Consider the following 23685-nt stretch of genomic DNA (forward strand, 5'->3'; position numbering starts at 1 on the left):
TATAATGGCTGCCTTTTTCGCCCAATGATTTTGCGGAGCTGGTGATGGCCGAACGTAAGGCGTCTGTCGAGCGCGACACTCTGGAAACCCAGATCAAAGCCTCGATCAACCTTGATGGCACCGGAAAGGCCCGATTCGATATCGGTGTACCTTTTCTTGAGCACATGCTGGATCAGATTGCCCGTCACGGGTTGATCGACCTGGATATCGAATGCAAGGGCGATCTGCATATCGACGACCACCATACGGTGGAAGACGTCGGTATCACCCTCGGCCAGGCGTTCGCCAAAGCCATCGGCGACAAGAAAGGCATCCGTCGCTACGGCCATGCCTACGTGCCGCTCGATGAAGCGCTGTCGCGCGTGGTGATCGATTTCTCCGGTCGCCCGGGCCTGCAGATGCACGTGCCGTACACCCGCGCCACCGTCGGCGGTTTCGACGTTGACCTGTTCCAGGAGTTTTTCCAGGGCTTCGTCAACCACGCGCTGGTCAGCGTGCACATCGATAACCTGCGCGGCACCAACACTCACCACCAGATCGAAACCGTGTTCAAGGCTTTCGGCCGCGCGCTGCGCATGGCCGTCGAGCTGGACGAGCGCATGGCCGGGCAAATGCCGTCGACCAAAGGCGTTCTGTAATGCAGACGGTTGCAGTTATCGACTACGGCATGGGCAATCTGCACTCGGTGGCCAAAGCGCTCGAGCACGTAGGCGCCGGCAAGGTGCTGATTACCAGCGACGCGAACGTGATTCGAGAAGCCGACCGTGTGGTATTCCCGGGCGTTGGCGCGATTCGCGATTGCATGGCGGAGATCCGTCGCCTCGGCTTCGACTCGCTGGTCCGTGAGGTCAGCCAGGATCGGCCGTTCCTCGGCATCTGCGTCGGCATGCAAGCCTTGCTCGATACCAGCGAAGAGAACGCCGGCGTCGACTGCATCGGCCTGTTTCCGGGCGCGGTGAAATTCTTCGGCAAGGATCTGCACGAAGACGGCGAGCACCTCAAAGTCCCGCACATGGGCTGGAACGAGGTAAAGCAGAAGATCAGTCACCCGCTGTGGCACGACATCCCCGACCTGGCGCGTTTCTATTTCGTGCACAGCTACTACATCGCCGCCGCCAATGCGCGTCAGGTTGTAGGCAGCGGCCATTACGGTGTCGATTTCGCCGCAGCGCTGGCCGACGGTTCGCGTTTCGCCGTGCAGTTCCACCCGGAGAAAAGCCATACCCACGGCTTGCAACTGCTGCAGAACTTCGCTGCGTGGGACGGTCGCTGGTAAATGGCTGTCAAGAAATCCAGACCGCCGATCCTGACCCTCACTCCCGAGCAGGAGAGCGAGGCCAATCGCAAGATCCAGCGGTTCATGGAAGACCGTTTCGAACTGGACCTGGGTTCGTTCGAAGCGGCGGAAATTCTTGAGCTGTTTACCCGCGAGATTGCTCCGCACTATTACAACAGGGCGATTTTCGATGTGCAGACCCACCTCAAGGAACGGTTTGAAAGCATCGAAAGCGACCTGTGGGCGCTCGAGAAAAACTGATTCCCGAGCCAAGCTGAACATTCCAATTTTAAGGTTTGCCAGATGCTGATTATTCCCGCTATCGATCTCAAAGACGGTGCCTGCGTACGTCTGCGCCAGGGCCGCATGGAAGATTCCACGGTGTTCTCCGATGACCCGGTGAGCATGGCTGCCAAGTGGGTGGAGGGCGGTTGCCGCCGTCTGCATCTGGTCGACCTGAACGGCGCGTTCGAAGGCCAGCCGGTCAACGGCGAAGTGGTTACCGCAATCGCCAAGCGTTACCCGACCCTGCCGATCCAGATCGGTGGCGGCATTCGTTCGCTGGAAACCATCGAGCATTACGTCAAGGCAGGCGTGAGCTACGTGATCATCGGCACCAAAGCCGTTAAGGATCCCGCGTTCGTCGCTGAAGCCTGCCGTGCCTTCCCAGGCAAGATCATCGTGGGTCTGGATGCCAAAGACGGTTTCGTTGCCACCGACGGTTGGGCGGAAATCAGCACCGTACAGGTCATCGACCTGGCCAAGCAGTTCGAAGCCGACGGCGTATCCTCGATCGTTTATACCGACATCGCCAAAGACGGCATGATGCAGGGCTGCAACGTACCGTTCACCGCTGCGCTGGCCGCTGCCACCAGGATTCCGGTGATCGCTTCCGGCGGCATCCATAACCTGGGTGACATCAAGTCGCTGCTCGACGCCAAGGCACCGGGCATCATCGGCGCGATTACCGGCCGGGCGATCTATGAGGGCACTCTCGATGTCGCCGAAGCGCAAGCTTTCTGCGATTCGTACCAAGGCTGAGGACTGACCATGGCGTTAGCCAAACGCATCATCCCTTGCCTGGACGTGGACAACGGCCGGGTCGTCAAAGGCGTGAAGTTCGAGAACATCCGCGACGCCGGTGACCCGGTGGAAATTGCCCGTCGCTACGACGAGCAGGGCGCCGACGAGATTACCTTTCTCGACATCACCGCCAGCGTCGATGGCCGTGACACCACGCTGCATACCGTCGAGCGCATGGCCAGCCAGGTATTCATCCCGCTGACCGTCGGCGGTGGTGTGCGTACCGTGCAGGACATCCGCAATCTGCTCAATGCCGGCGCGGACAAGGTGTCGATCAACACCGCCGCCGTGTTCAACCCCGAGTTCGTCGGCGAGGCCGCGCAGCATTTCGGCTCGCAGTGCATCGTCGTTGCCATCGACGCCAAGAAAGTTTCCGGTCCCGGCGAAACCCCGCGCTGGGAAATCTTCACCCACGGCGGGCGCAAGCCGACCGGTCTCGACGCAGTCGAGTGGGCGAAGAAAATGGAAGGCCTCGGTGCCGGCGAGATCCTCCTGACCAGTATGGATCAGGACGGCATGAAAAACGGTTTCGACCTCGGCGTGACCCGCGCCATCAGCGACGCGCTGGGCATTCCGGTGATCGCTTCCGGTGGTGTCGGCAATCTGCAGCATCTGGCCGACGGCATTCTCGAAGGTCATGCCAGTGCGGTGCTGGCGGCGAGTATTTTCCACTTCGGCGAATACACCGTGCAGGAAGCCAAGGCCTACATGTCGCATCGCGGCATCGTCATGCGCTAAAGCGTACAGGCCAGTGGACAGCATGGCGCGCCCAAGGCACTCTTGGGCACGCCATGGATTCCGGTAGCCCGACATGATCAAACGCCTGCTTGTTGTTCTCGCCAGCGCCTCGTTGTTGCTCATCAGCAATGCCCGGGCCGAAACCAGTCCCGACACCGATCTGGTACTGCTCACCGAGAACTTCCCGCCGTACAACATGGCGAAGAACGGCAAGAATTTCGCCCAGGGCGACAACATCAACGGCATTGCCACGGACATCGTTCGCGAGATGTTCCAGCGCGCCGGCCTCACTTACAGCCTGACCCTGCGTTTCCCCTGGGAGCGTGTCTACAAACTCGCCCTGGAGAATCCCGGCTACGGGGCCTTCGTCATGGCGCGCCTGCCCGATCGCGAAAGACTGTTCAAATGGGTCGGCCCAATCGGCCCGGACGACTGGATCCTGCTGGCCAAGGCTGACAGCAAGATCACCCTCGAAACCCTCAATGATGCGCGCAAATACAAGATCGGCGCCTACAAGGGCGATGCGATTGCCGAGACGCTCACCAAGCAAGGCCTCAAACCGGTGGTGGTGCTGCGCGATCAGGACAACGCAAAAAAACTGCTCAATGGCCAGATCGATCTGTGGGCCACGGGTGATCCTGCCGGCCGTTATCTGGCGCGGCAGGATGGCGTGACCGGCCTGAAGACCGTGCTGCGCTTCAACAGCGCCGAGTTGTACCTGGCGCTGAACAAGGACGTCTCCGATGAAGTGGTCAACAGGCTACAGACCGCGCTGGATCAGTTGCGCAAGGAAGGCGTGGTCGATGAAATCATGGCGCGCTATCTGTAATGGCTGACTCGTCGGGCTCTGGCTGGGAGGCGCTGATTTCGCCCTCGGTCGCAGACGCAAGCACAGTCTGATCTTCGACCGCCTCCGCCTCAGTTGCGACGATGATTTCAGGCTCGGTTGGTGCGTACTGGCTGATGTGCAGGCTATTGCCATCGGTATAGCTGAAACCCTCCGTCACTGCCGTGCCGTCCGCGCGCACCAGTCTGTATTCGCTCTGGGCCAGGTAGGCGGCCACTGAGCGGTTTTTGTCCACCACCGCAACCACTTCGATGGTCGCTGTATTGAGCCATTCATTCGAATGCAGTTCGCATTGGGTGAAATCGTGGCCCAGCCGTGCGGAAAACATCAACGCGCCGTGCTGACGGGTTTGCCATTGCGCGCCGAATTCGATGCAAGTGGTTTGAGTGAAAGTACGCAAGCCGCCAGTACGCTGGGCGCGCTGCGCATTCCACCTGAATATCTGGCTGTCGTTGCCACTGTTGCGTGCGTGACCGACGAGGATGTAGCGATCCTTGCGTTCAAGCAGATAGAAGGGCGAGTGACGCCATTGCTCAGCGGCGGTGTAACGCGGATCGTTGACCGTGAACCAGGGGAGGCTGGCGGTGTAAGTCGCATCGTCCGTTGGCTCTACAGGTGTTGGCGTCTCGCCGCAGAGCACCGGTGGCGATGGGCGTGTAGACATCTGCAGGTCGATCTGCAAGCGCAAGCAGTAGACCGGGAAACTGGCCGGTCGGGTGTAGTCACTCAAGCTGAAAAAACTGCCCGATGCCAAGTAGACTTCGCCCGGCAAAGCGGCTGGAGGAACGGCGCTCCAGGTGCTGACGCGCTGTCGGGCCTTGCTGCCCTTGTCGTCCCAGATCAGATCGGTGGTATTCGACGCGATCACCAGGTCTTCGCGAACGCAGCGCACCGCGTTGAGCGAAGGTTTTTCATGATCGTTCGAGCACACCGACCCCAGCGCTACGTAGCCTGCGGGAGCTAGCGGTCGCCAGATCGACAGATCTCTTTTCGAGCCTGATCCGGAGTCCTTCCAGACCAGCTCGTAATCATCGGGACGTCGCAGTGCCCTGCCTTTGGTGGGGTCAGTGCTGGCAATGTCTGCCTCACAAACAACCGCGACCACGCGTTCGCCGTTGATGTTGCCAACGCCTCTGGTGACGAAGTCGCCCAAGGGGAAATAACCGGGTAGCGCGTCGGGAGCCGGGGTCGGGCGCCAGAACGACGCGGGTCTGGCCGACAAACCGTTGGTATCCCAGATGCGCAGAAATTCTGTTGTGAAGTTGATCAGCAGGTTATCGATGCGGATCGGTTCAGTCCGCCCAACGGGCGGGATAATCGGGGCGTTGTTTGTCATGGGCACTCCTGATAGTTGCAAGCGACTCAAAGGAGTCGCGACCTGTTGCAGGTCTCACTATCCGGAAGGGGGAGGGGCGTTCGGTGGTAACTATGTATTGCAACGTGACCGGGTGTTACCGGTAAACGCCATCCTTGCCATGCCCGGCCATGGCGCGGTTGCTGCGCACGCTGATCATCTGCCGGATATCAATCCAGTCGATGCCCTGCGCTTTGAGCTTGGGTAATTCGCGCTCGAGCACCGCCAGGGTCTGCGGATACGGATGGCCGATCATCACCGCTGAACCCTGTTTGTGCGCCAGGGCGATCGCGGTCTGCAACTGAATGGCAATGGCCGCTTCGGTGCGCTCATCATCGAGAAACACGTCTCTGGAAACGCTGGCCAGGTCGATTTTCTGCGCCTGCTGCGCAGCGACCGTTTGAGCGCTGGTGCGGCTGTCGACGAAGAACTTGTGCCGACGCTGCAATTCGCCCATCAACCACGCCATCGCCACAGGCTGCGCGGTCATGCGGCTGCCCATGTGATTGTTGATGCCGGCGGTGAACGGGACTTTTTCGAACGCAGCATTCAGGCGTTTCTGCAGTTCTTCGAGGGGCAGTTCCGGGTGCCAGGCGTAAGGCCCGGTGGCCGGGTCCATGGGCATGTGCAGGATGACGATCTTGCCGGCGCGATGGGCTTCGCGGGCAAATTCGGTGGCGTGGGGGGTATCGGGCATGATCGCCGCCGTGACCGGGCCGGGCAGGGCGAGCACGCGACGATCCCGGGGCAGGTTCTGCCCCAGGTCGTCGATGATCAGCGTCAGGTAGGCTTTGTGCGGCGAGGAGCTGGCGGGCTCTGCTTGGGCAAGACCCGCCAGACAGCACAACAGAACGCAGAGGGAACGCAACAACATCCTCAGCGGCCGGACGTGATGCTCAGGCCTTTGAGCAGGCTCAGGGCCTGGGCCAACTGGTAATCGTCATCCTGCGGCATCGCTTTGGCCTTGCCGCCGGAGCCGCTCGGTTTGTCGGCGCCGCCGTTGCCGTTGCCCAAGTGACCTTGCAGATCGGCTTCCTTGAAGTATTCGCTGTCGGCTTCGTTGGTGATCTTCGCGCGGCGCACTTCGATGTCCGGCACGATGCCCTGAGCCTGGATCGAGCGGCCGTTCGGCGTGAAATACAGCGCGGTGGTGATCTTCAGCGCGCGGTCGTTGTTCAGCGGCAGCACGGTCTGCACCGAGCCCTTGCCGAAACTGGTGGTGCCCATGACCACGGCACGTTTCTGGTCCTGCAGGGCGCCGGCGACGATCTCCGAAGCCGAGGCACTGCCACCGTTGATCAGCACGACCATCGGTACCGCTTCGCTTTCATCCTTGCCGGTGGCGGAGAAGCGCAGCTCGGAATTGGCGATGCGGCCCTTGGTGTAGACGATCAGGCCCTTGGTGATGAAATGGTCGACCACTTCAACCGCCGATTGCAGCACGCCGCCCGGGTTGTTGCGCAGGTCGAGGATGATGCCGTTGAGCTTCTTGCCGTTGTCCTTGCGCAGTTTGGCCAGAGCCTTGGAGACTTCTTCGCCGGTCTTGACCTGGAACTGGGTGATGCGGATATAGCCGTAGCCCGATTCCAGCAGCTGCGCCTTGACGCTCTTGACCTGAATCACTGCACGGGCCAGGGTCACGTCGAACGGCGTGCCGCCATCGCGAACCAGGGTCAGGGTGATTTTCTGGCCGATCTTGCCGCGCATCTTGTCGACGGCTTCGGTCATGGTCTGGCCACGGGTTGGCTGGCCGTTGATCTTGACGATGAAGTCGCCAGCCTGGATGCCCGCCTTCGACGCTGGCGTGTCATCAATCGGCGAGACGACCTTGATGAAGCCGTCTTCGGCGCCGACTTCGATGCCCAGACCGCCGAATTCACCGCTGGTGCTTTCCTGCAGCTCGGTGAAATCTTCCGGGCCAAGGTAGGCCGAATGCGGATCGAGGTTGCTGAGCATGCCCTTGATCGCGTTTTCCAGCAGGGTCTTGTCGTCCACAGGCTCGACGTACGCGGCTTTGATCCGGTCCATGACCTCGGCGAAGGTGCGCAGCTCTTCCAGTGGCAACGGCGCCTTGGCGGTCGCGGCAGTGCCTGCCGGAGCGACGGTCGGGGCCGGTTGCGCGGCGAACGCCAGAGGCGCGCCGATCACCAGGGCGATCGTCAGGGCCAGCGAGGTAAGGCGGGACAAATGCAGCATGTCGAACGAACTCCTGAATTAGGTGGTGCGCTTATCCTTGCGCACGGCACCATTGCGCCGGATCACTCGGGTGACCCTGCTGACGAATTGCGAAATACAGCGCTGGCGTGTCCTGACCGCCACTGTTACCGACAGTGGAAATCGACTCGCCCGCCTTGACCACATCACCCGCCGACTTGAGCAGCGTCTGGTTGTGGCCGTAAAGACTCAGAAAACCGTTGCCGTGATCAAGAATCACCAGCAAACCGGCACCGCGCAGCCAATCGGCGAACACCACGCGCCCGCCGTGTACGGCGTGCACCTGGCTGCCGGCGGAGGCGCTGATCATCACGCCATCCCACTTGGTGCGGGCGTCGTCGCCACGGCTTTCACCGAAGCGTGCGAGTAATCGACCATCAACCGGCCACGGAAGTTTTCCCCGGGTTGCAGCAAATGGCCCGCCAAACGTTTCGCCGCTGCTCGATACCAGCGCGCCGGGGCTTGATCTGGCGGGTTTTCGTGGGGCGTCGCTGTTTTCAGCCTGCGCCTCACGCAAACGCTTTTTTTCCGCTTCCTGCTGGGCGATCAGCGCTTTCTGCCGCGCCTCTTCTGCCTCACGAGCCTGTCGGGCCAGGGTTTCTTCAATGGTTTTAAGGACTTTAGACAGGTCTGCCTGATCCTGCTCGCGGGCGGCGAGTTTCTGATCGCGGGCCTTGACGTCGTCATTGAGTCTGGCGAGAACCTGCTGGCGCTCCTTGCGGACTTTCTCGAGTGCTTCGCGCTGCGTGTCGAGGTCGCTTTTCTGCACCAGCAACTGCGCTTGCTGCAGACCGATGTCTTTTTCGACATTGGCCAGTTGGCGCAGGGTTTCGTTGAAGTTCTTCAACTGCTCCAGGCGTGCCTGGCTCAGGTAGTCGTAATAGGTGAGGGTGCGGGCGAATTTCTCGGGATTCTGCTGGTTGAGCAGCAGCTTGAGGTATTCCTGGCGGCCGTTCTGGTACGCCGCTCGGGCCTGAATGGCGATCAGTCGCTGCTGTTCAGTGCGCGCGCTCTGGAGTTTTTTTCTCTGCATCGAGTCGCTGCAGCTCGGATTCGCCTTTCTGCAGTTCTTTCTGCAGCGTGTCGACCTGCTTTTGCAGCTTGCCCATCTCGGTTTCAGTGCCCTTGAGCTCTTTCTGCACGCCGGACTTTTCTTCCTGCAGCTTGCCCAAGAGTTTTTTCAGCTCGGCGATATCCTGACGCGTGGCGTCCAACTGCTGTTGGGTTTGCGCGCGCTCGTCGGCGAAGGCCGGCTGGAGCAGACAGGTCAGAGCAAGGGCGATCAGGACGCGAAGCATAGGGGCGGGCGGCACCAGGGTAAGGGACGGCCTAGTATGCCCGCCCGAGGCTGCAAAAAAAACGCCCAATTGGGGCTGTGTGATAACTGGCCTGAAAAACACCCCAAAACCAATGTGGGAGCGAGCCTGCTCGCGAAAGCAGTGTGTCAGGCGACATCGCTGTCGACTGATCCACCGTATTCGCGAGCAGGCTCGCTCCCACAAGGTTAGGTGTGGTTTACACCAGGATCGAGTTACCGGTCATCTCCGCCGGTTTTTCCAGACCCAACAGCATCAGCATGGTCGGTGCCACGTCCGCCAGCACGCCGCCTTCGCGCACTTTCAGGTCGCGTTTGCCGACGTAGATGAACGGCACCGGCTCGGTGGTGTGTGCGGTGTGCGCCTGGTGGGTTTCTTCATCGGCCATTTTTTCGACGTTGCCGTGGTCGGCAGTGATCAAAGCTTCGCCGCCGACCTTTTCCAGCGCATCGACGATGCGACCGACGCAGGTGTCGAGGCACTCGACCGCTTTGACCGCTGCATCGAACACACCGCTGTGGCCGACCATGTCGCCGTTGGCGTAGTTGACCACGATCACGTCGTAGCGCTGGTTTTCGATGGCGTCGACGATACGGTCGGTGACTTCCGGCGCGCTCATTTCCGGCTGCAAGTCATAAGTAGCGACTTTCGGCGACGGGATCAGGATGCGCTCTTCGCCCGGGAACGGTTCTTCACGACCGCCGGAGAAGAAGAAGGTCACGTGAGCGTACTTCTCGGTTTCAGCGATGCGCAGCTGGGTCTTGCCGTTTTTTGCCAGGTAATCACCAAGAACGTTTTCCAGGCTGCCGGCGGCGAAGGCCGACGGTGCCGGAATACTTGCGGCGTACTGGGTAAGCATGACGAAACCGGCCAGTTTCGGCTGACGGGCGCGCGCGAATTCCTTGAAATCGTCTTCGACGAACACCCGGGTCAGCTCGCGGGCGCGGTCGGCACGGAAGTTCATGAACACCACGGCATCGCCGTCTTCGACTTTGACCGGCTCACCGATGGAAGTGGCTTTGACGAATTCGTCGCTTTCGCCACGGGCGTAGGCGGCTTCGAGACCTTCCTGAGCGGTGGCGGCGTTGAATTCGCCGTTGCCGTCGACGATCAGGTTGTAGGCCTGGGCGACGCGATCCCAACGGTTGTCACGGTCCATGGCGAAATAGCGGCCGATGATGCTGGCGATCCGGCCTTTGCCCAATGCCTGGAACGTCGCGTCGAGCAGTTCGATCGACGAGGCAGCGCTTTTCGGCGGCGTGTCGCGGCCATCGAGGAAGGCGTGCAGATAGATTTTTTCGGCGCCGCGCTTGAAGGCCAGCTCGGCCATGGCGATCAGGTGATCCTGATGGCTGTGCACGCCGCCATCGGACAGCAGGCCCATGAAGTGCACGGCTTTGCCGGCGGCCACGGCTTTATCCACAGCGGCGCAGATGGTCGGATTGTCGAAGAATTCGCCGTCGCGGATCGCTTTGGTCACACGGGTGAAGTCCTGATACACCACGCGCCCTGCGCCGAGGTTCATGTGGCCGACTTCGGAGTTGCCCATCTGGCCGTCCGGCAGACCGACGTCCATGCCGCTGCCCGAGATCAAGCCGTTCGGCACGGTGGCCCACAGACGATCCAGCACGGGTTTCTTTGCCGCGAACACAGCATTGGATTCGGGGCTGTCGCTGTGACCGAAGCCGTCGAGAATCATCAGGACCAAAGGTTTGGGCGTAGTCGTCATGGAATCCACTCGTGGCTGATAAAGAAGAGGGCGATGGAAAACGGAGTTGGAGTTTAAAGCGAAGTTCCGACCGCGTCACCGCCGGACGGGGTTTGGCCGACCATAGTGGCTGTGTATACTGGCCGACATTTTAACGCCCTGGAACCTCCTTCGATGGTTGCTCACCTGATTGAATTTGCCACTAACCACTACATTCTTGTCGGTATCTTCGTCGTACTTCTGGCTCTGTTGCTGGCGCACACGATGCAGGGCGGCGGCAAGAGCCTGAGCACCGGCGAGCTGACCGCACTGGTCAATAAAGACGCAGGCGTGGTGGTGGACATCCGTCCGGCCAAGGATTATGCCGCTGGCCACATCGTCGGCGCGGTGAACATCCCGCAAGACAAACTGGCCGCCCGCGTCGGGGAGCTGGAAAAACACAAGGCCAAGACCATCATTCTGGTCGATGCCCTCGGCCAGACCGCCGGCACCCACGCCCGCGAACTGATGAAGTCCGGCTTCACCGCCGCCAAGCTGTCCGGCGGGATTTCCAGCTGGAAAGGCGACAACCTGCCGCTGGTGAAATGACATGAGCGAAGTCATCGTCTATTCCAGCGATTACTGCCCTTACTGCTCGCGCGCCAAGCATCTGCTCGCCAGCAAAGGCGTGGCCTTCGAAGAGATCAAGGTCGATGGCAAGCCGCAGCTGCGTGCCGAAATGACCAAAAAGGCCGGGCGCACGTCCGTGCCGCAAATCTGGATCGGCGCAAAGCACATCGGCGGTTGCGATGATTTATACGCCCTGGAGCGCGCCGGCAAACTCGACGCGCTGCTCAAGGGCTGAACGGCTGCACCCACGTACAGCACTCCCTAAAAGACCCAAGATCGATAAGGATCTGAGATGACTGACCAACAGAACACTGCAGCCAGCGAAGAAGAAACCGCACCGCAATTCTCCTTGCAGCGCATCTACGTACGCGACCTGTCCTTCGAAGCCCCGAAAAGCCCGGCGATCTTCCGCCAGCAGTGGGATCCGGCGGTCGGTCTGGATCTGAACACCCGCCAGAAAGCGCTGGAAGGCGATTTCTACGAAGTGGTGCTGACCCTTTCCGTTACCGTGAAAAACGGCGAAGAAGTGGCCTTCATCGCTGAAGTGCAACAGGCCGGTATCTTCCTGATCAAGAATCTGGACGCGGCTTCGATGAGCCACACCCTCGGTGCGTTCTGCCCGAACATCCTGTTCCCGTACGCCCGCGAAACCCTGGACAGCCTTGTCACCCGCGGTTCGTTCCCGGCGCTGATGCTGGCCCCCGTGAACTTCGACGCCCTGTACGCGCAAGAGCTGCAGCGCATGCAGGAAAGCGGCGAGACCCCGACCGTTCAGTAAGACGGTTCAGTAATACCCATGTGGGAGCGAGCCTGCTCGCGAAAGCGGTCTGTCAGACACATCAATGTTGACTGACACTCCGTAATCGCGAGCAGGCTCGCTCCCACATTTGCTTGCGGCGTTACTTGAAGTCGTTCTGCCGCCACGCTTCGTACACGGCGACCGCCACGGTGTTGGACAGGTTCAGGCTGCGGCAGCCTTCGCGCATCGGCAGGCGCAGGCGCTGTTCGGCGGGCAGGGCGTCGAGCACGTCCGCTGGCAGGCCACGGCTTTCCGGACCGAACAGAAACGCGTCGCCGGGCACGAACGCGGCATCATGGAACGGCCGCGAACCCTTGGTGGTGAAGGCGAACACGCGCGGGTTGCCCAGACTTTCCAGACAACTGGCCAGATCAGCGTGACGCTGTAACGTGGCATATTCGTGGTAGTCGAGACCGGCACGGCGCAGGCGCTTGTCGTCCATCTCGAAACCCAGTGGTTCGATCAAATGCAGGTGGCAGCCGCTGTTGGCGCACAGCCTGATAACGTTGCCGGTGTTCGGCGGAATTTCTGGTTGAAAAAGGATGACGTGAAACATGCACGGCTCCGAAGGTAAAGATGAGCGGCATTCTACGCCGCCTGTGGACAACCGTTCGAAACTATTCCCGCGAGTCATCGGCTCGCTGGCGATTGTCGGCTTGATGATCGGCTTGATGATTGGCCGTCTGACCACGCCGGATCCGAGCGTGCTGGAGCAGGTCGAGGTTACCGATGGCGGCCTGGTGGTGTGGTTCAACAATGAGCCTAAGCTGCACGGCGAGATCATCGACGGCACCGTCGCGCTGCTGTTTCAGGCCGAAGGTCGACCGCAGAAAGGCCAGCTCAGGCTCAACGGCAAGGACGTCAACTGGCGCACGCGCAAGAGTGATGGCGGATTGTTGCTGACGGTGCTGGCGGCGCGCCCGTTGCAGGGCGACTGGGTTGGCAGCGAGGTCGATGATCGTTGGCGGCTGGAGATCCGCTTGAGCGAGCCCTAGGGGCAAGTCCTCATCACTGGGCGCGCTCCGACACTGTTTGAGGTCGTTTCCCACTGCGGCCGTCTCCCTTTCCCATCTCCGTTCGATGCTCGTCCACGCTATCGTTTGCCCCTTCAAACGGCAGGATGCCGAAACCCGTTGTCCCCTTGCTCGACAGCATGGGGCGTCTTTTTCAAGGATGAAAACATGCCAGTAAAACCCCCTCGCGGTGGCGGTACCCACGTGGACGTTCCGGGCAGCCTGCATCGGGCTGCGGACGCCGACATTTCGCTCCACGGCCACCCGGGTCGCACAGGCGTCGATGTGAATTTTGCTCAGCACCATTTGCTGCCGCGCGTCGAATCATCCAGTGATGCGACCCTGGGTGCCATACCCCCTGCCGCGGCCGTTGTGGTGCGCGCACTCGCAGAAGGTATTCGCCCTCCCGCCACCCAGCCTTCGCTGGACAATTACGTCACCAACGCCCGAGCGATACTTCCACAGGTCAACAGTGAGGGTTTGCGGGTGATCAGTCGGCGAACCTACGCAGACCTGGTCAACGGCGACCTGGTGCCTGTCGCAGTGGATCCTGCGACGGGTCTGTATCGAGCCCGGCGGCCAAGCGAGTTGCTCCCATCCGGCCCGGTGATGCTGCGCGATGTGGACAGCGGACTTTGGTATGCGCGTGAAGTCGCGGAGCCCACCACCCGGGAGCAGATCCGCAAGTACCTGCCCGACACGACCGACGAGGACGCGGACGCCTTCATCGCCCGGTTCGATGACAAGGACGGGGCAGAGCTTGAGCTCAAGCATATCCAGCTTGGGCTGGCGCAATTGGACTCAACGCGTTTTGACCTGCCGATCAGTCGAGGTCGCATTTCATCGGACAAGGAGTTACATGAGGCGCGGAATATATGGGCGACGTTTCGCCAGTTGTACCGATGGCAAGGTCAGCCCGAACAGCGCGTCTACCGTGACGGGCGGCATGTGGGCTTCAAGCTGGAAATCGATCTGACGATATGGCCAGTTCAAAAACCGCTTTCCTTGAAATTCAGCTCAGTGATTTCTCTGACTTTAAGAGGCCGTGGCCGGCTGGACCCGGACGTGTTTTGCGCACAGTTTCCCAATCTTGAAAGTCTGACCATTACCAGTCAGGCAATCGAAGTGGAAGGGCGGTTTCAAGGCTGGAACGTGATCGAACGGGCTTATTCGAAATTCAGGCTGGATTCGCGATTTGCCGAGCAATTGAAAAGATTCCCGCGTTTGCAAAGGCTGCACCTGCAGGACTGTGAACTAACGTCTGACTTTTCCGTACGAGGCCTTGCCAGGCTAAACGAGCTATGGCTTTGCAACACATTCGAGGCCCCGGTGAACAGCCTGGACATGCAGATGCGGCGTCAGGAGCAAGTCACCTTTTTGCAAGTGGCAGCTGATATCAGAGGGATGACTGAACTGCGGGTGCTGGATCTGAGCCGCACCGGAATACACCTGCTGCCTTCCGGACTTGAGGCCATCGACGTGGCGTCGAAGCTGGAAGTGTTGAGACTGGGGGGCAATCCGCTTTCGATCAGCCCCTCACTCGAACACATGACCGCACTGCAGGAGCTGGATCTTTCCAATACACGATTGCAAAGATTTCCCGAGGGCATTACCGACAGGATTCCCGCAAGAGAACTGAATCTTGCGGACAATCACATCAGGTCGATCCCCGAATCCGTGGAGCTCAGAGCGGGCTTCAATCTCATCGGCAATCCGATAATGGACCCGGCCTCTTTACGGCGGTTGATACGAGCACGTGTAGAGACAGGCACCGATATCTGGCTTGGGCAGGAAAGCAGCGATGTAACTGCCGATCTCTGGCTACGCAATGTGCCACAGGAACAGATAGCGGAAAAACAAGCGCTGTGGGACAGGCATAACGCCGCAATGCCACTGGCAGTGACCGGCATTCTTCGTCGACTGAGTCGAACGCCCGAGTTTCACGTGGAGCGCCCGCTTCTGCAGCGGCGCGTGTGGTGGTTTCTGGAAATGTATGACAGCGCCGAAGTTAACGAGCGGGCCAGGCTCGACGTCATTCTTTATACGGAAACGAGTCCCGGGAGAATGCTGGACGGGCTGGAGAATGAAATCCGCAGCTATGACGGAGGACGACAGAGTCAGCCGCTGCACCCTTTGCCCAAGCGTCCCAGGTTCGAGTAACTCGCAGGAGTACGCAGTGCCGATGCAAAAGCGGCAAACCTCGACCCGTCTGTAACAGCAATGCCACCCCCCCATCGTCTCTGGGATAAATGCCAGGGACGACTTTCAAGGATGAAAACATGCCAGTAAAACCACCCCGCAGTGGCAGCACCCGCGTGGACACGGATGTTCACCCGGCCATGACCCGACGTCTGGACAAGGATTTCGCACTGGTGCGCACTCCCGATCTCAATGGCACCGCCCCCTGGGTTCGTGGCGATGATCCGAAGCTGCGGGGCAGCTTGCCGGGCGATGTTGTCGGCGCGGACAGGACCTTGCCGACGCCGATGGTCGAGGTTCGCCCTGCGCCCCACACCAATCCAAGTCCTCCCGTCATCGCCAGGTCGCTGGACAGTTATGCAATGCGATCACCGGCCGGACTGCCGGCAGCTGACGGTGACGGCTTCAGGCTGTACAAAAAACGTCAGTATGTGGATGTGTCTGGCGGCGGCATCGTTCTGGTAGGGGTGGATCCGGACAGCGGATTTTATCGCGCTCGACTCCCCAGCGAGTTGCTGCCCACCGGTCCATGGATGTTGCGGGATAGCCGCAGCGGCCTCTGGCATCCGCACAACGACTTCAACGCACGCACCGATCCTCTGACCGCTGCGGGTTTGCAGGGATTTCGCAGCGGGCTGGATCTCAGCGGCGTCGCCCCCGGCAGCGACGGCGTGGTACGTCACGCTGGCAAGCTCTACGTGGTCATTGATCAACAGGCGTATCAGGTTTTGCAGGATCTTGCTGCGTCTCGCCCGGAATACAAGGTCTGGCGTCTGGTTGATCCCAGTCATCCCGGCGCCACCGACAGCGCAAACATTTATCGCGCCAGCCTCGGCGGTGAGACGCTGGCCATTACCCGGAACGAGCGCAATACCTGGGTTTCCATCCTTCCTGGTTTACGCGGGGGCATGCAGCGCAATGAGGCTGCAGGTGCCAATCCGTTCAACTTTCATCGCCCCTGGCTCACTGACTCCGGCCCTTCACGGGGGCAAGCTGCGGTCGCAGACGCGACCACGCGGGCGCAGGTAAAACGCTATTTCGCCGACTCCACCGATCAGCATGCCGATGATTTCATTGCCCGATTTGCTGAGGCAGGTGCGGCTGAGGTGGAGCTCAAACGGCTACAGCTTGAGTTTCCTCAACTCAACCGTGAGGTCACTGCGTGGGAGACTGCCTACAGGGGTGACAGCAGTGCCGAGCGCATTCGGCGACTGGCAATAGGTGCCAGCGTGCGTCGATTGTTCAAGTGGCAGGGCGACAGTTCGGAAAAAGTCTACCGGGATGGCCGGCTGATCGGCTTCAGGTTGAAACTGGATTTGGGCGCGCGGGGGAATTTCGCCCTTCCGGTTTTTTCGACTCGACTCGGATCTGTTGTGTCTCTTGGCCTGGAGGGACGCACCTCTAGGAATCTGGGAGATCTGTTGTCGATGTTCCCGCGCATGGACACCTTGCAAACACGCAGAATCGACGGCCAGAACTTGCTTGCCCAACTCGACAAGCTCCCACAGTTGAGAGTCCTGGAAATTCGTGAAAGCAGTCTGTTGCTGTCGTCGACAGGCCTCGACCACTTCGCCACATTGACCGGGCTGGAAGAGTTGAGCCTGATCAACTGTGGTATCTGGCCCGATCTTTCAGTGCGAGGGATGACCGGGTTACGGGTATTGCGCGCACGTTCCTGTGGCTTGCTCCGTCTGCCTTTCGGATTGGATGAGGTGGCCGTGGCGTCACGGTTGCAGGTGCTTGATCTGTACCACAATCCCGAACTGCGACATCCGCCTGATGTGACCCAGATGTCCGAATTGCGAGTATTGGATCTGTCCCATACCCGCATATCCGCGCCGCCACCCGGGCTTGGCATGCAGAGCGGTCCTTCGCGACTCCAGGTCTTGAATTTATCCAGCACCCCACTCGCTGTGGCGCCGTCGCTCAGCGCAATGTCGGCATTGCTGGAGGTTGACCTGAGCCATACCGCGATAAAAACTTTCCCGGACGGCGTGAACTCCGAGGTTCCCCGAGCACGTCTGGATCTGAGTTATACCCGGATCGAATCAATCCCCGAAGCTGTTGAACTCAGGGAAGGTTTCAACCTTACCGGCACGTTGATTTCCGATCCTGTCTACTTTCGGCGGTTGATTGCTGCACGTCGGCAAACAGGTACGGACATCTGGTTGGGACGAGCTTCGAGCCATCTGGTCATGGACCACTGGATGCACAATGTTCCACAGGCGCAACGCGCCGCCCGGATTTCCCTCTGGGACTCGTTAATCGATCAGACGAATGTTGCCATGATGGGCAAAATCAGAGAGCTGGTCCGCACGCCTGAGTTTCAGGTTGAGCGGCCGCTTCTGCAGCGTCGGGTCTGGGCGTTTCTGGAACATTTCCAAAAGGCGAGTCTTGGTGAGCAAGACGCTTTGCGGGACATCGCGATAACGGAGTCCAGTCCCGGAAAAATGCTGGAAAGGCTCGAAGAGGAAATGACGAAGTTCGACTCAACCTGGCAGCACCAGCCCCCGCATCATTTGCCCAAGCGGCCGCGGCTTGCATAGGGGGGTGCAAACCGCAGGCGGCACGATGCCGGCATCATCACCCCTGCACAAAAGCGCAGGCTGATGACGTTCGGCCTGCCCTGCCATTCCCACATTTGCTAGCGTCATTTCCCACCGGAGCCGTCTGTTTTTCCGCTGCGCGTCAACGTTAACGCAGGCTATCGTTGGTCTTCCCAGCTAACCGGCAGGATGCCGACCCCCCCCCCTGAGCATGAATGGCGGGGCGACTTTTCAAGGATGAAAAAACATGTCAGTAAAACCACCTCGCGGGGGCAGCACCCACGTTGATACGGATGTCCACACGTTCCCGAAGCGAAGCTCGGACAAGGATTTCACAGCGGCGGATATGCCCGTCCGCGATGGCACGGTCCCCTGGGCTGGTCTCGATGATCTGAAGTCGCTTAGCACCAAACCTGGCGACGACGCAGGCCCGAATACGATCCTGCCGGCGCCGGTGGTCGAGGTTCGCCCGGCACCGGAGGTTGCTGCCATTTCTCCTGTGATACACCGGTCGCTGGAGACTTACCGGATAACATCAACCACCGAATTGCCTGACGCTGATGGCGAAGGCTTCAGGCTGTACAAAAATCGCCGTTATGTTGACGTCCCTGGCAGTGGCCTCGTTCTCGTCGCAGCTGATCCGGATACGGGATGGTATCGCGCTCGACATCCCGGCGAGTTGTACCCTTCCGGCCCATGGATGTTGCGCGATAGCGAAAGCGGCATCTGGCATCCGCACAGCGACTTCAGCACCCGCACCAACCCCCTGACCGCCCAAAGCCTGGATGGCTTTCATGCCGGGCTGGATGTCAGTAGCGCACAATCGGGCAGCGATGGCGTGATACGTCACGATGGCAAACTCTATGTGGTCATCCATGAGCAGGCGTATCAGGTGATGCAGGATCTGGATGCCTCCCGCCCGGAATACAGGGTTTGGCGCCTGGTCAAACCCAATGATCCCGTCGCTGCCGACAGCGCGAACATTTACCGCGCCAGCCTGGGCGGTGAAACCCTGGCGATCACCCGCAGCGAGCAGAACACCTGGGTTTGCATCCTCACAGGTTTGCGCGGTGGGATGGATGGCGCTGCTCAAGCACCTGCCAACCCGTTCAACTTTCACCGCCCCTGGCTCACCGGCGCAGGCCCCTCCGGGGGGCAGCCGCCGGTTCTGGTTGCGACCACACGGACACTGGTCAGACGCTATTTTGCTGATGCGACGGATCAACATGCCGATGATTTCATTGCGCGTTATGGGGAAGCGGGTGTCGCAGAAGTCGAACTCAAGCGGCTTGAGCTGGAGTTTCCTCGATTGAACCGTGAGATCACTGCCTGGGAGACGGGTTACAAAGGCCAGGACATTGCCGAACGCAGGCGCCGGCTGGCAATAGGGGCCAACGTGCGTCGGTTGTTCAAATGGCAGGGAGAGCATTCGGAAAAAGTCTACCGCGACGGGCGGCTGGTCGGTTTCAAGCTGGAGCTCGACCTGGGAAGTCGGCGCAATCTGGCGCTACCGGGTTGTTCCGTTCCGCTCAGATCCGTCGTATCTCTAGGCCTGGAAGGAAGTCCTTCGAAAAGTCTGGGAAAATTGTTCTCGATGCTTTCCCACATTGAAACCCTCGAAATCCGCAGATTCAATGGCAAGTGTCATGAACTGTTGGCCGAAATCGATAAACTCCCGACGTTGAAAGTCCTGACGATGCAGGAAGCCAGACTATGGCTCCCGTCGGACGGCCTTGAGCATTTCACGCGATTGACCCGTTTGCGGGAGTTGAGCCTGACGCACTGCAGTATCTGGCCGCTTTTTTCAGTGCGTGGCATGAGCGAGTTGCGGGTCTTGCGCGCACGTTCCTGTGGTTTGAGTCGTCCCCCTGTCGGGCTGGATCAATGGCCCGTGGCGTCACGGTTGGAGGTGCTTGACCTGTACCATAATCCCGATTTGACAGAAGCACCTGATGTGACTCGCATGTCCGGATTGCGAGAGTTGAATCTGGCCAATACGTTCATAACCTCGCCGCCGCCCGGGCTTGGTTTGCAGAACGGTCCGTCGCGGCTGGAGATATTGAATTTGTCGGAAAGTCGGCTGGCTGTGGCGCCCTCACTGCGGGGAATGACGGCGTTGCGGGAAGTCGATCTCCACCGAACTCGTATAAGAGAATTCCCGGATGGCGTGACATCCGATATTCCCAGGACACGTTTGAATCTGGCCTATACCGCGATCAGAGCCATTCCCGAAACCATTGAGCTGAGAAAAGGGTTTGACCTGACTGGCAGTCCGATTGCCGACCCCGCTTCTCTTCGACGATTGATAGCTGCACGTCGGCAGACGGGTCCCGATCTGTGGCTTGGGAGAATCGAGGCTGATTTGGCGGACAGTCCATGGCTGCACCATGTCCCCCAAACGCAACGCGCTGAAAAGTCTGCCCTGTGGGATTCATTTGTCCTTCAAGCGAACCCCGCAATGATCAAACAACTCAGAAATCTGGTGCGTACGCCGGAATTTCAGGTTGAGCGTCTGCTTTTGCAGCGCCGGTTCTGGTCGTTTATTGAAAGCTTCCAAAAGGCCAGCGTAGGTGAGCAAGAAAGTTTGCTGAACATTGCGTCTACTGAACCCAGCCCGGGGAAAATGCTGGACAGGCTGGAGGAGGAAGTAAGGAGGTTTGACCCGACATGGCAAAACCAGCCCCCACATCATGTGCCCGAGCGCCCCAGGTTCGAATAGGGGCGGGACGCATTGCGGTGTAAAAGCGGGAATCCCTGACCTGCCTGTATCAGGGTTCCCAAAAGCATGGGCTTCGCTTGCAGCGTCAGCCCGGTGTAAAGAGGGAACCCCCGGCCTGCCTGTACCAAGGATCCCAAAAGGGTAGGCTCGCCGCTTTGCGCTGCGAGCCCGGTGTAAAGAGGGGAATCCCCGGCCTGCCTGTACCAAGGTCCCCGAAACGGGTGGTGAATCGAATCACCTGAGATAGATATTGCAGGCGGCGTGCCAGGTTTTGATTTGCTGTAACAAAAAATGCTTCGAAAACGCGAAAGCCCCGGAATACGGGGCTTTCGCTTATTTCAAGTCTGGGTTTTTCGGCACTTCGGAACTGGGCGATGAGAATCGGGCTCTGCGCGATCACGGGTCATCGTGCATTGATGCGGTGCACGGTGGCCCTCACCCTGACCCTCTCCCAAGGGAGAGGGGACTGACCGAGTTGCCCGGTCAAGTTACGCCGACCTGAGATACCGAGCCGAACCCGGGCCTCGAAACCACCCGAGATTGCTCCCTTCCCCCGGGAGAGGGCTGGGGTGAGGGGGATCGATCCTGAGTACACGGCAACCCTTAAGCGTTAACCCTCTTCCCCCTCATCATCATCCCCACCATCAACCTTCATCCCCAGTTCCTTGATCTTGCGCGTCAGGGTGTTCCGCCCCCAACCCAACAGCACCGCCGCATCACGCCGACGTCCTGCGGTGTGCTTCAGTGCCGTCTCGATCATGATCCGCTCGAACGCCGGCACTGCGCTGTCGAGCAGGCTCGACTGGCCACGGGCCAAGGCCTGATCTGCCCATTGGCGCAGGGCCTGTTCCCAGTTGGTCACTGGCGCCGAATCCTGCGGCAGGTTGAGCAGTTCCGGCGGCAAATCGCTGATGTGCACTTCACGGCCGGAGGCCATGACGGTGATCCAGCGACAGGTGTTCTCCAGCTGGCGCACGTTACCTGGCCACGGCAGGTTTTTCAGGTATTCCTCGGTCTCGCTTTTCAGCAGCTTCGGCTCGACCGCCAGTTCCTGCGCGGCGCGGCTGAGGAAGTGCCGGGCCAGGGTTGGAATGTCTTCACGACGATCCGACAGGCGCGGGATGTGGATGCGGATCACGTTCAGGCGGTGGAACAAGTCCTCACGGAATTTGCCGGCGTGGACAAGTGTTTCGAGATTCTGGTGGGTCGCGGCGATGATGCGTACATCCACCTTGACCGGTACATGGCCGCCGACGCGGTAGAACTCGCCATCGGCCAGCACGCGCAACAGACGCGTCTGGGTGTCCGCCGGCATGTCGCCGATTTCATCGAGAAACAGCGTGCCGCCGTCCGCCTGTTCAAAACGACCGCGACGCAAATTCGCCGCGCCGGTGAACGCGCCTTTCTCGTGGCCGAACAGCTCGGATTCCATCAGATCCTTGGGGATCGCCGCCATGTTCAGCGCAATGAACGGCGAGGCCGCGCGTGGGCTGTGGCGGTGCAGGGCGTGGGCCACCAGTTCTTTACCGGTACCGGATTCGCCGTTGATCAGCACGGTGATGTTGGAGTGGCTCAGGCGCCCGATGGCGCGAAACACTTCCTGCATCGCCGGCGCTTCGCCGATGATTTCCGGGGTGCGGGTCAGCGCCGGCACAACCTCCAGGCCTTGCTGTTCCTGCGCATGCTGGTTGGCGCGTTTGACCAGCGATACCGCTTCATCGACGTCGAACGGCTTGGGCAGGTACTCGAAAGCGCCGCCCTGATAGGAGGCGACAGCGCTGTCCAGATCGGAGTGAGCGGTCATGATGATGACCGGCAGCCGTGGGTGCTGTTCGCGAATCCGCGCCAGCAGATCCAGGCCACTGGCGCCCGGCATGCGGATATCGGAAATGATCACGTCCGGCTGCTGCCGGGCCAGACGACTCATCACGCCATCGGCGCTGTCGAAGCTCTGGGTGGTCATGCCTTCCTGCTGCAAGGCTTTTTCCAGGACCCAACGGATAGAACGGTCGTCATCGACGATCCACACGGTTTCACTACGGCTCATGTCGATGTGGCTCCTTGTTCCAGTGGCAGGAAGATCGAGAAGGTGGTGTGGCCTGGATGGCTCTCACACTCGATCAGGCCCTGGTGCTGACTGATGATGTTCTGGGTAATGGCCAGGCCCAGCCCGGTACCATCCGGGCGGCCGCTGACCATGGGAAAGAAAATGGTTTCCTGCAGTTCCGCCGGAATGCCGGGACCGTTGTCGATGATCTCGATCTTGGTCACCAGACGATGGCGGATGTGGCCGATGGTGAACTGGCGCATGGCGCGGGTGCGCAGGCTGATGCGGCCCAGGCGCAGCTCGTTCTGGCTGCTGATGGCCTGCATCGCATTGCGCACGATGTTCAACACCGCCTGAATCATTTGCTCGCGGTCGATCAGAACGTCGGGAATGCTCGGGTCGTAATCACGCACCAGGGTGATGCAGCCCTGGCTTTCGGCTTCGACCAGATGGCAGACGCGTTCGAGCACTTCGTGGACGTTGCACATGGCCAGCGACGGCAGTTTGTTCGAGCCGAGCATGCGATCGACCAGATTGCGCAGGCGGTCGGCCTCTTCGATGATCACATTGGTGTAATCGCGCAGGCTTTCCTCCGGGAGTTCGCGGGCGAGCAATTGCGCTGCGCCACGGATGCCGCCGAGGGGGTTCTTGATCTCGTGGGCTAAACCGCGCACCAGCATCTTGCTGGTTTCCTGCTTGGACAGCTGCGCCTCTTCCTTGGTGATGCGCAACAGGCGATCACGCGGGTGCACTTCAAGCAAAAGCAAAGTCTCGCCGTTGCTGAGGATTGGCGTGACCGCGTAATCCACGGTCAGCGTCTGGCCGGTGAGGGCGGTGAGCATCGCTTCACGCTTGGTGAAAGGGTGCGCCTGCTCCACGGCCTGACGCAGGGAATTGAGCGCCTCGGGGGATTCGGTGAACAGCTCGCTGATGAACTGGCCGTGGCTGCGCTGACCGCTGACGGCCAACAGCATCTCCGCCGCCGGGTTCATGTACTCCAAGCGCAATTCGGCGTCGAGCAGGATGGTCGCCGTGGTCAGGTTGTCGAGCAGCAAACGGTGAATAGCGTCGCTTATGGTCATCTGGACCCCTTTTGGAGCAAGGCGTGCGCGAGAACAAAGCGCTGATGTCGGGAAAATGCAAAAACCAAACCAAGGCTCCGAAAAGAAGCGTTTAACCCCTGAAACAGGCGTTTGACGCGCGTTTGTATGGCACGA

General features: G+C 60.1%; 20 protein-coding genes and 1 pseudogene. 13 read left to right on the forward strand and 8 right to left on the reverse strand.

The genetic code is table 11. The features are described from left to right. Positions 1-44: 44 nt before the first annotated feature. The 6 genes from hisB (at position 45) to AB4N73_RS23360 (ending at position 3926) form a co-directional block, all read left to right on the forward strand. Positions 45-638, forward strand: a complete 594-nt coding sequence (hisB, locus tag AB4N73_RS23335; protein WP_016772125.1) for an imidazoleglycerol-phosphate dehydratase HisB — start codon at positions 45-47, stop codon at positions 636-638. Continuing rightward, positions 638-1276 carry an imidazole glycerol phosphate synthase subunit HisH gene (gene hisH, locus AB4N73_RS23340; RefSeq protein WP_056787225.1) on the forward strand — a complete coding sequence of 213 codons (639 nt, stop codon included), beginning with the start codon at positions 638-640 and terminating at the stop codon, positions 1274-1276. Before hisB ends, hisH begins: the two co-directional genes overlap by 1 nt. Next, positions 1277-1537: a DUF2164 domain-containing protein gene (locus tag AB4N73_RS23345; protein ID WP_056787227.1), complete on the forward strand. Its 261-nt coding sequence runs from the start codon at positions 1277-1279 to the stop codon at positions 1535-1537. 42 nt (positions 1538-1579) lie between these two features. Then, complete coding sequence (gene hisA / locus AB4N73_RS23350) at positions 1580-2317, forward strand: 1-(5-phosphoribosyl)-5-[(5-phosphoribosylamino)methylideneamino]imidazole-4-carboxamide isomerase (RefSeq protein WP_056787231.1); 738 nt, start codon at positions 1580-1582, stop codon at positions 2315-2317. Positions 2318-2326: 9 nt separating this feature from the next. After that, complete coding sequence (hisF, locus tag AB4N73_RS23355; protein ID WP_016772122.1) at positions 2327-3097, forward strand: imidazole glycerol phosphate synthase subunit HisF; 771 nt, start codon at positions 2327-2329, stop codon at positions 3095-3097. Positions 3098-3170: 73 nt separating this feature from the next. After that, positions 3171-3926, forward strand: a complete 756-nt coding sequence (locus tag AB4N73_RS23360) for a substrate-binding periplasmic protein (RefSeq protein ID WP_252879264.1) — start codon at positions 3171-3173, stop codon at positions 3924-3926. Here the strand turns inward: AB4N73_RS23360 and AB4N73_RS23365 are convergent. The 5 genes and pseudogenes from AB4N73_RS23365 to gpmI all read right to left on the reverse strand — a co-directional run bounded on the left by AB4N73_RS23365 (position 3907) and on the right by gpmI (position 10557). Beyond that, positions 3907-5280, reverse strand: a complete 1374-nt coding sequence (locus AB4N73_RS23365; RefSeq protein ID WP_460142597.1) for a Vps62-related protein — start codon at positions 5278-5280, stop codon at positions 3907-3909. The genes AB4N73_RS23360 and AB4N73_RS23365 overlap by 20 nt on opposite strands. Before the next feature lie 115 nt (positions 5281-5395). Continuing rightward, positions 5396-6172: a divergent polysaccharide deacetylase family protein gene (locus AB4N73_RS23370; protein WP_252877265.1), complete on the reverse strand. Its 777-nt coding sequence runs from the start codon at positions 6170-6172 to the stop codon at positions 5396-5398. Between the two features lie 2 nt (positions 6173-6174). Further along, positions 6175-7494, reverse strand: a complete 1320-nt coding sequence (locus AB4N73_RS23375) for a S41 family peptidase (RefSeq protein WP_039756590.1) — start codon at positions 7492-7494, stop codon at positions 6175-6177. Between the two features lie 31 nt (positions 7495-7525). Beyond that, positions 7526-8810: pseudogene (locus AB4N73_RS23380) on the reverse strand (murein hydrolase activator EnvC family protein). A 217-nt stretch (positions 8811-9027) separates the two neighbouring features. Continuing rightward, positions 9028-10557 (reverse strand): 2,3-bisphosphoglycerate-independent phosphoglycerate mutase, encoded by a 1530-nt coding sequence (gpmI, locus tag AB4N73_RS23385; protein ID WP_460142598.1) that lies wholly within the window; start codon positions 10555-10557, stop codon positions 9028-9030. A gap of 153 nt (positions 10558-10710) precedes the next feature. On the opposite strand from gpmI, the gene AB4N73_RS23390 reads away from it, so the two are divergent. Genes AB4N73_RS23390 through secB form a run of 3 tightly spaced genes read left to right on the forward strand, consistent with a single transcriptional unit; the run spans position 10711 to position 11923 of the window. After that, a complete protein-coding gene (locus tag AB4N73_RS23390; RefSeq protein WP_016772116.1) occupies positions 10711-11124 on the forward strand; it encodes a rhodanese-like domain-containing protein in 414 nt (137 codons plus the stop codon). A 1-nt stretch (position 11125) separates the two neighbouring features. Next, positions 11126-11380: a glutaredoxin 3 gene (gene grxC / locus AB4N73_RS23395; protein WP_016772115.1), complete on the forward strand. Its 255-nt coding sequence runs from the start codon at positions 11126-11128 to the stop codon at positions 11378-11380. Positions 11381-11437: 57 nt separating this feature from the next. Then, positions 11438-11923, forward strand: a complete 486-nt coding sequence (gene secB, locus AB4N73_RS23400; RefSeq protein WP_016772114.1) for a protein-export chaperone SecB — start codon at positions 11438-11440, stop codon at positions 11921-11923. 121 nt (positions 11924-12044) lie between these two features. On the opposite strand, the gene AB4N73_RS23405 is transcribed toward secB, so the two are convergent. Then, positions 12045-12500: a tRNA (cytidine(34)-2'-O)-methyltransferase gene (locus AB4N73_RS23405; RefSeq protein WP_016772113.1), complete on the reverse strand. Its 456-nt coding sequence runs from the start codon at positions 12498-12500 to the stop codon at positions 12045-12047. Here AB4N73_RS23405 and AB4N73_RS23410 point away from each other — a divergent pair. From AB4N73_RS23410 to AB4N73_RS23425, 4 genes are all read left to right on the forward strand, one after another. Further along, complete coding sequence (locus tag AB4N73_RS23410) at positions 12499-12939, forward strand: hypothetical protein (protein WP_071174114.1); 441 nt, start codon at positions 12499-12501, stop codon at positions 12937-12939. The two genes, AB4N73_RS23405 and AB4N73_RS23410, sit on opposite strands and share 2 nt — an antisense overlap. Positions 12940-13125: 186 nt before the next feature. Further along, complete coding sequence (locus AB4N73_RS23415) at positions 13126-15117, forward strand: leucine-rich repeat domain-containing protein (RefSeq protein ID WP_460142599.1); 1992 nt, start codon at positions 13126-13128, stop codon at positions 15115-15117. Between the two features lie 119 nt (positions 15118-15236). Further along, positions 15237-17702 (forward strand): leucine-rich repeat domain-containing protein, encoded by a 2466-nt coding sequence (locus tag AB4N73_RS23420; RefSeq protein ID WP_460142600.1) that lies wholly within the window; start codon positions 15237-15239, stop codon positions 17700-17702. A 247-nt stretch (positions 17703-17949) separates the two neighbouring features. Then, a complete protein-coding gene (locus tag AB4N73_RS23425; RefSeq protein ID WP_460142601.1) occupies positions 17950-20421 on the forward strand; it encodes a leucine-rich repeat domain-containing protein in 2472 nt (823 codons plus the stop codon). A 610-nt stretch (positions 20422-21031) separates the two neighbouring features. Here the strand turns inward: AB4N73_RS23425 and ntrC are convergent. Continuing rightward, positions 21032-22468 (reverse strand): nitrogen regulation protein NR(I), encoded by a 1437-nt coding sequence (ntrC, locus tag AB4N73_RS23430; RefSeq protein WP_016772108.1) that lies wholly within the window; start codon positions 22466-22468, stop codon positions 21032-21034. Continuing rightward, entirely contained in the window at positions 22465-23550 is a 1086-nt protein-coding gene (glnL, locus tag AB4N73_RS23435) for a nitrogen regulation protein NR(II) (RefSeq protein ID WP_024011230.1), read from the reverse strand. Before glnL ends, ntrC begins: the two co-directional genes overlap by 4 nt. Positions 23551-23685: the final 135 nt, after the last annotated feature.

Source organism: Pseudomonas sp. S3_B08 (assembly GCF_054667725.1).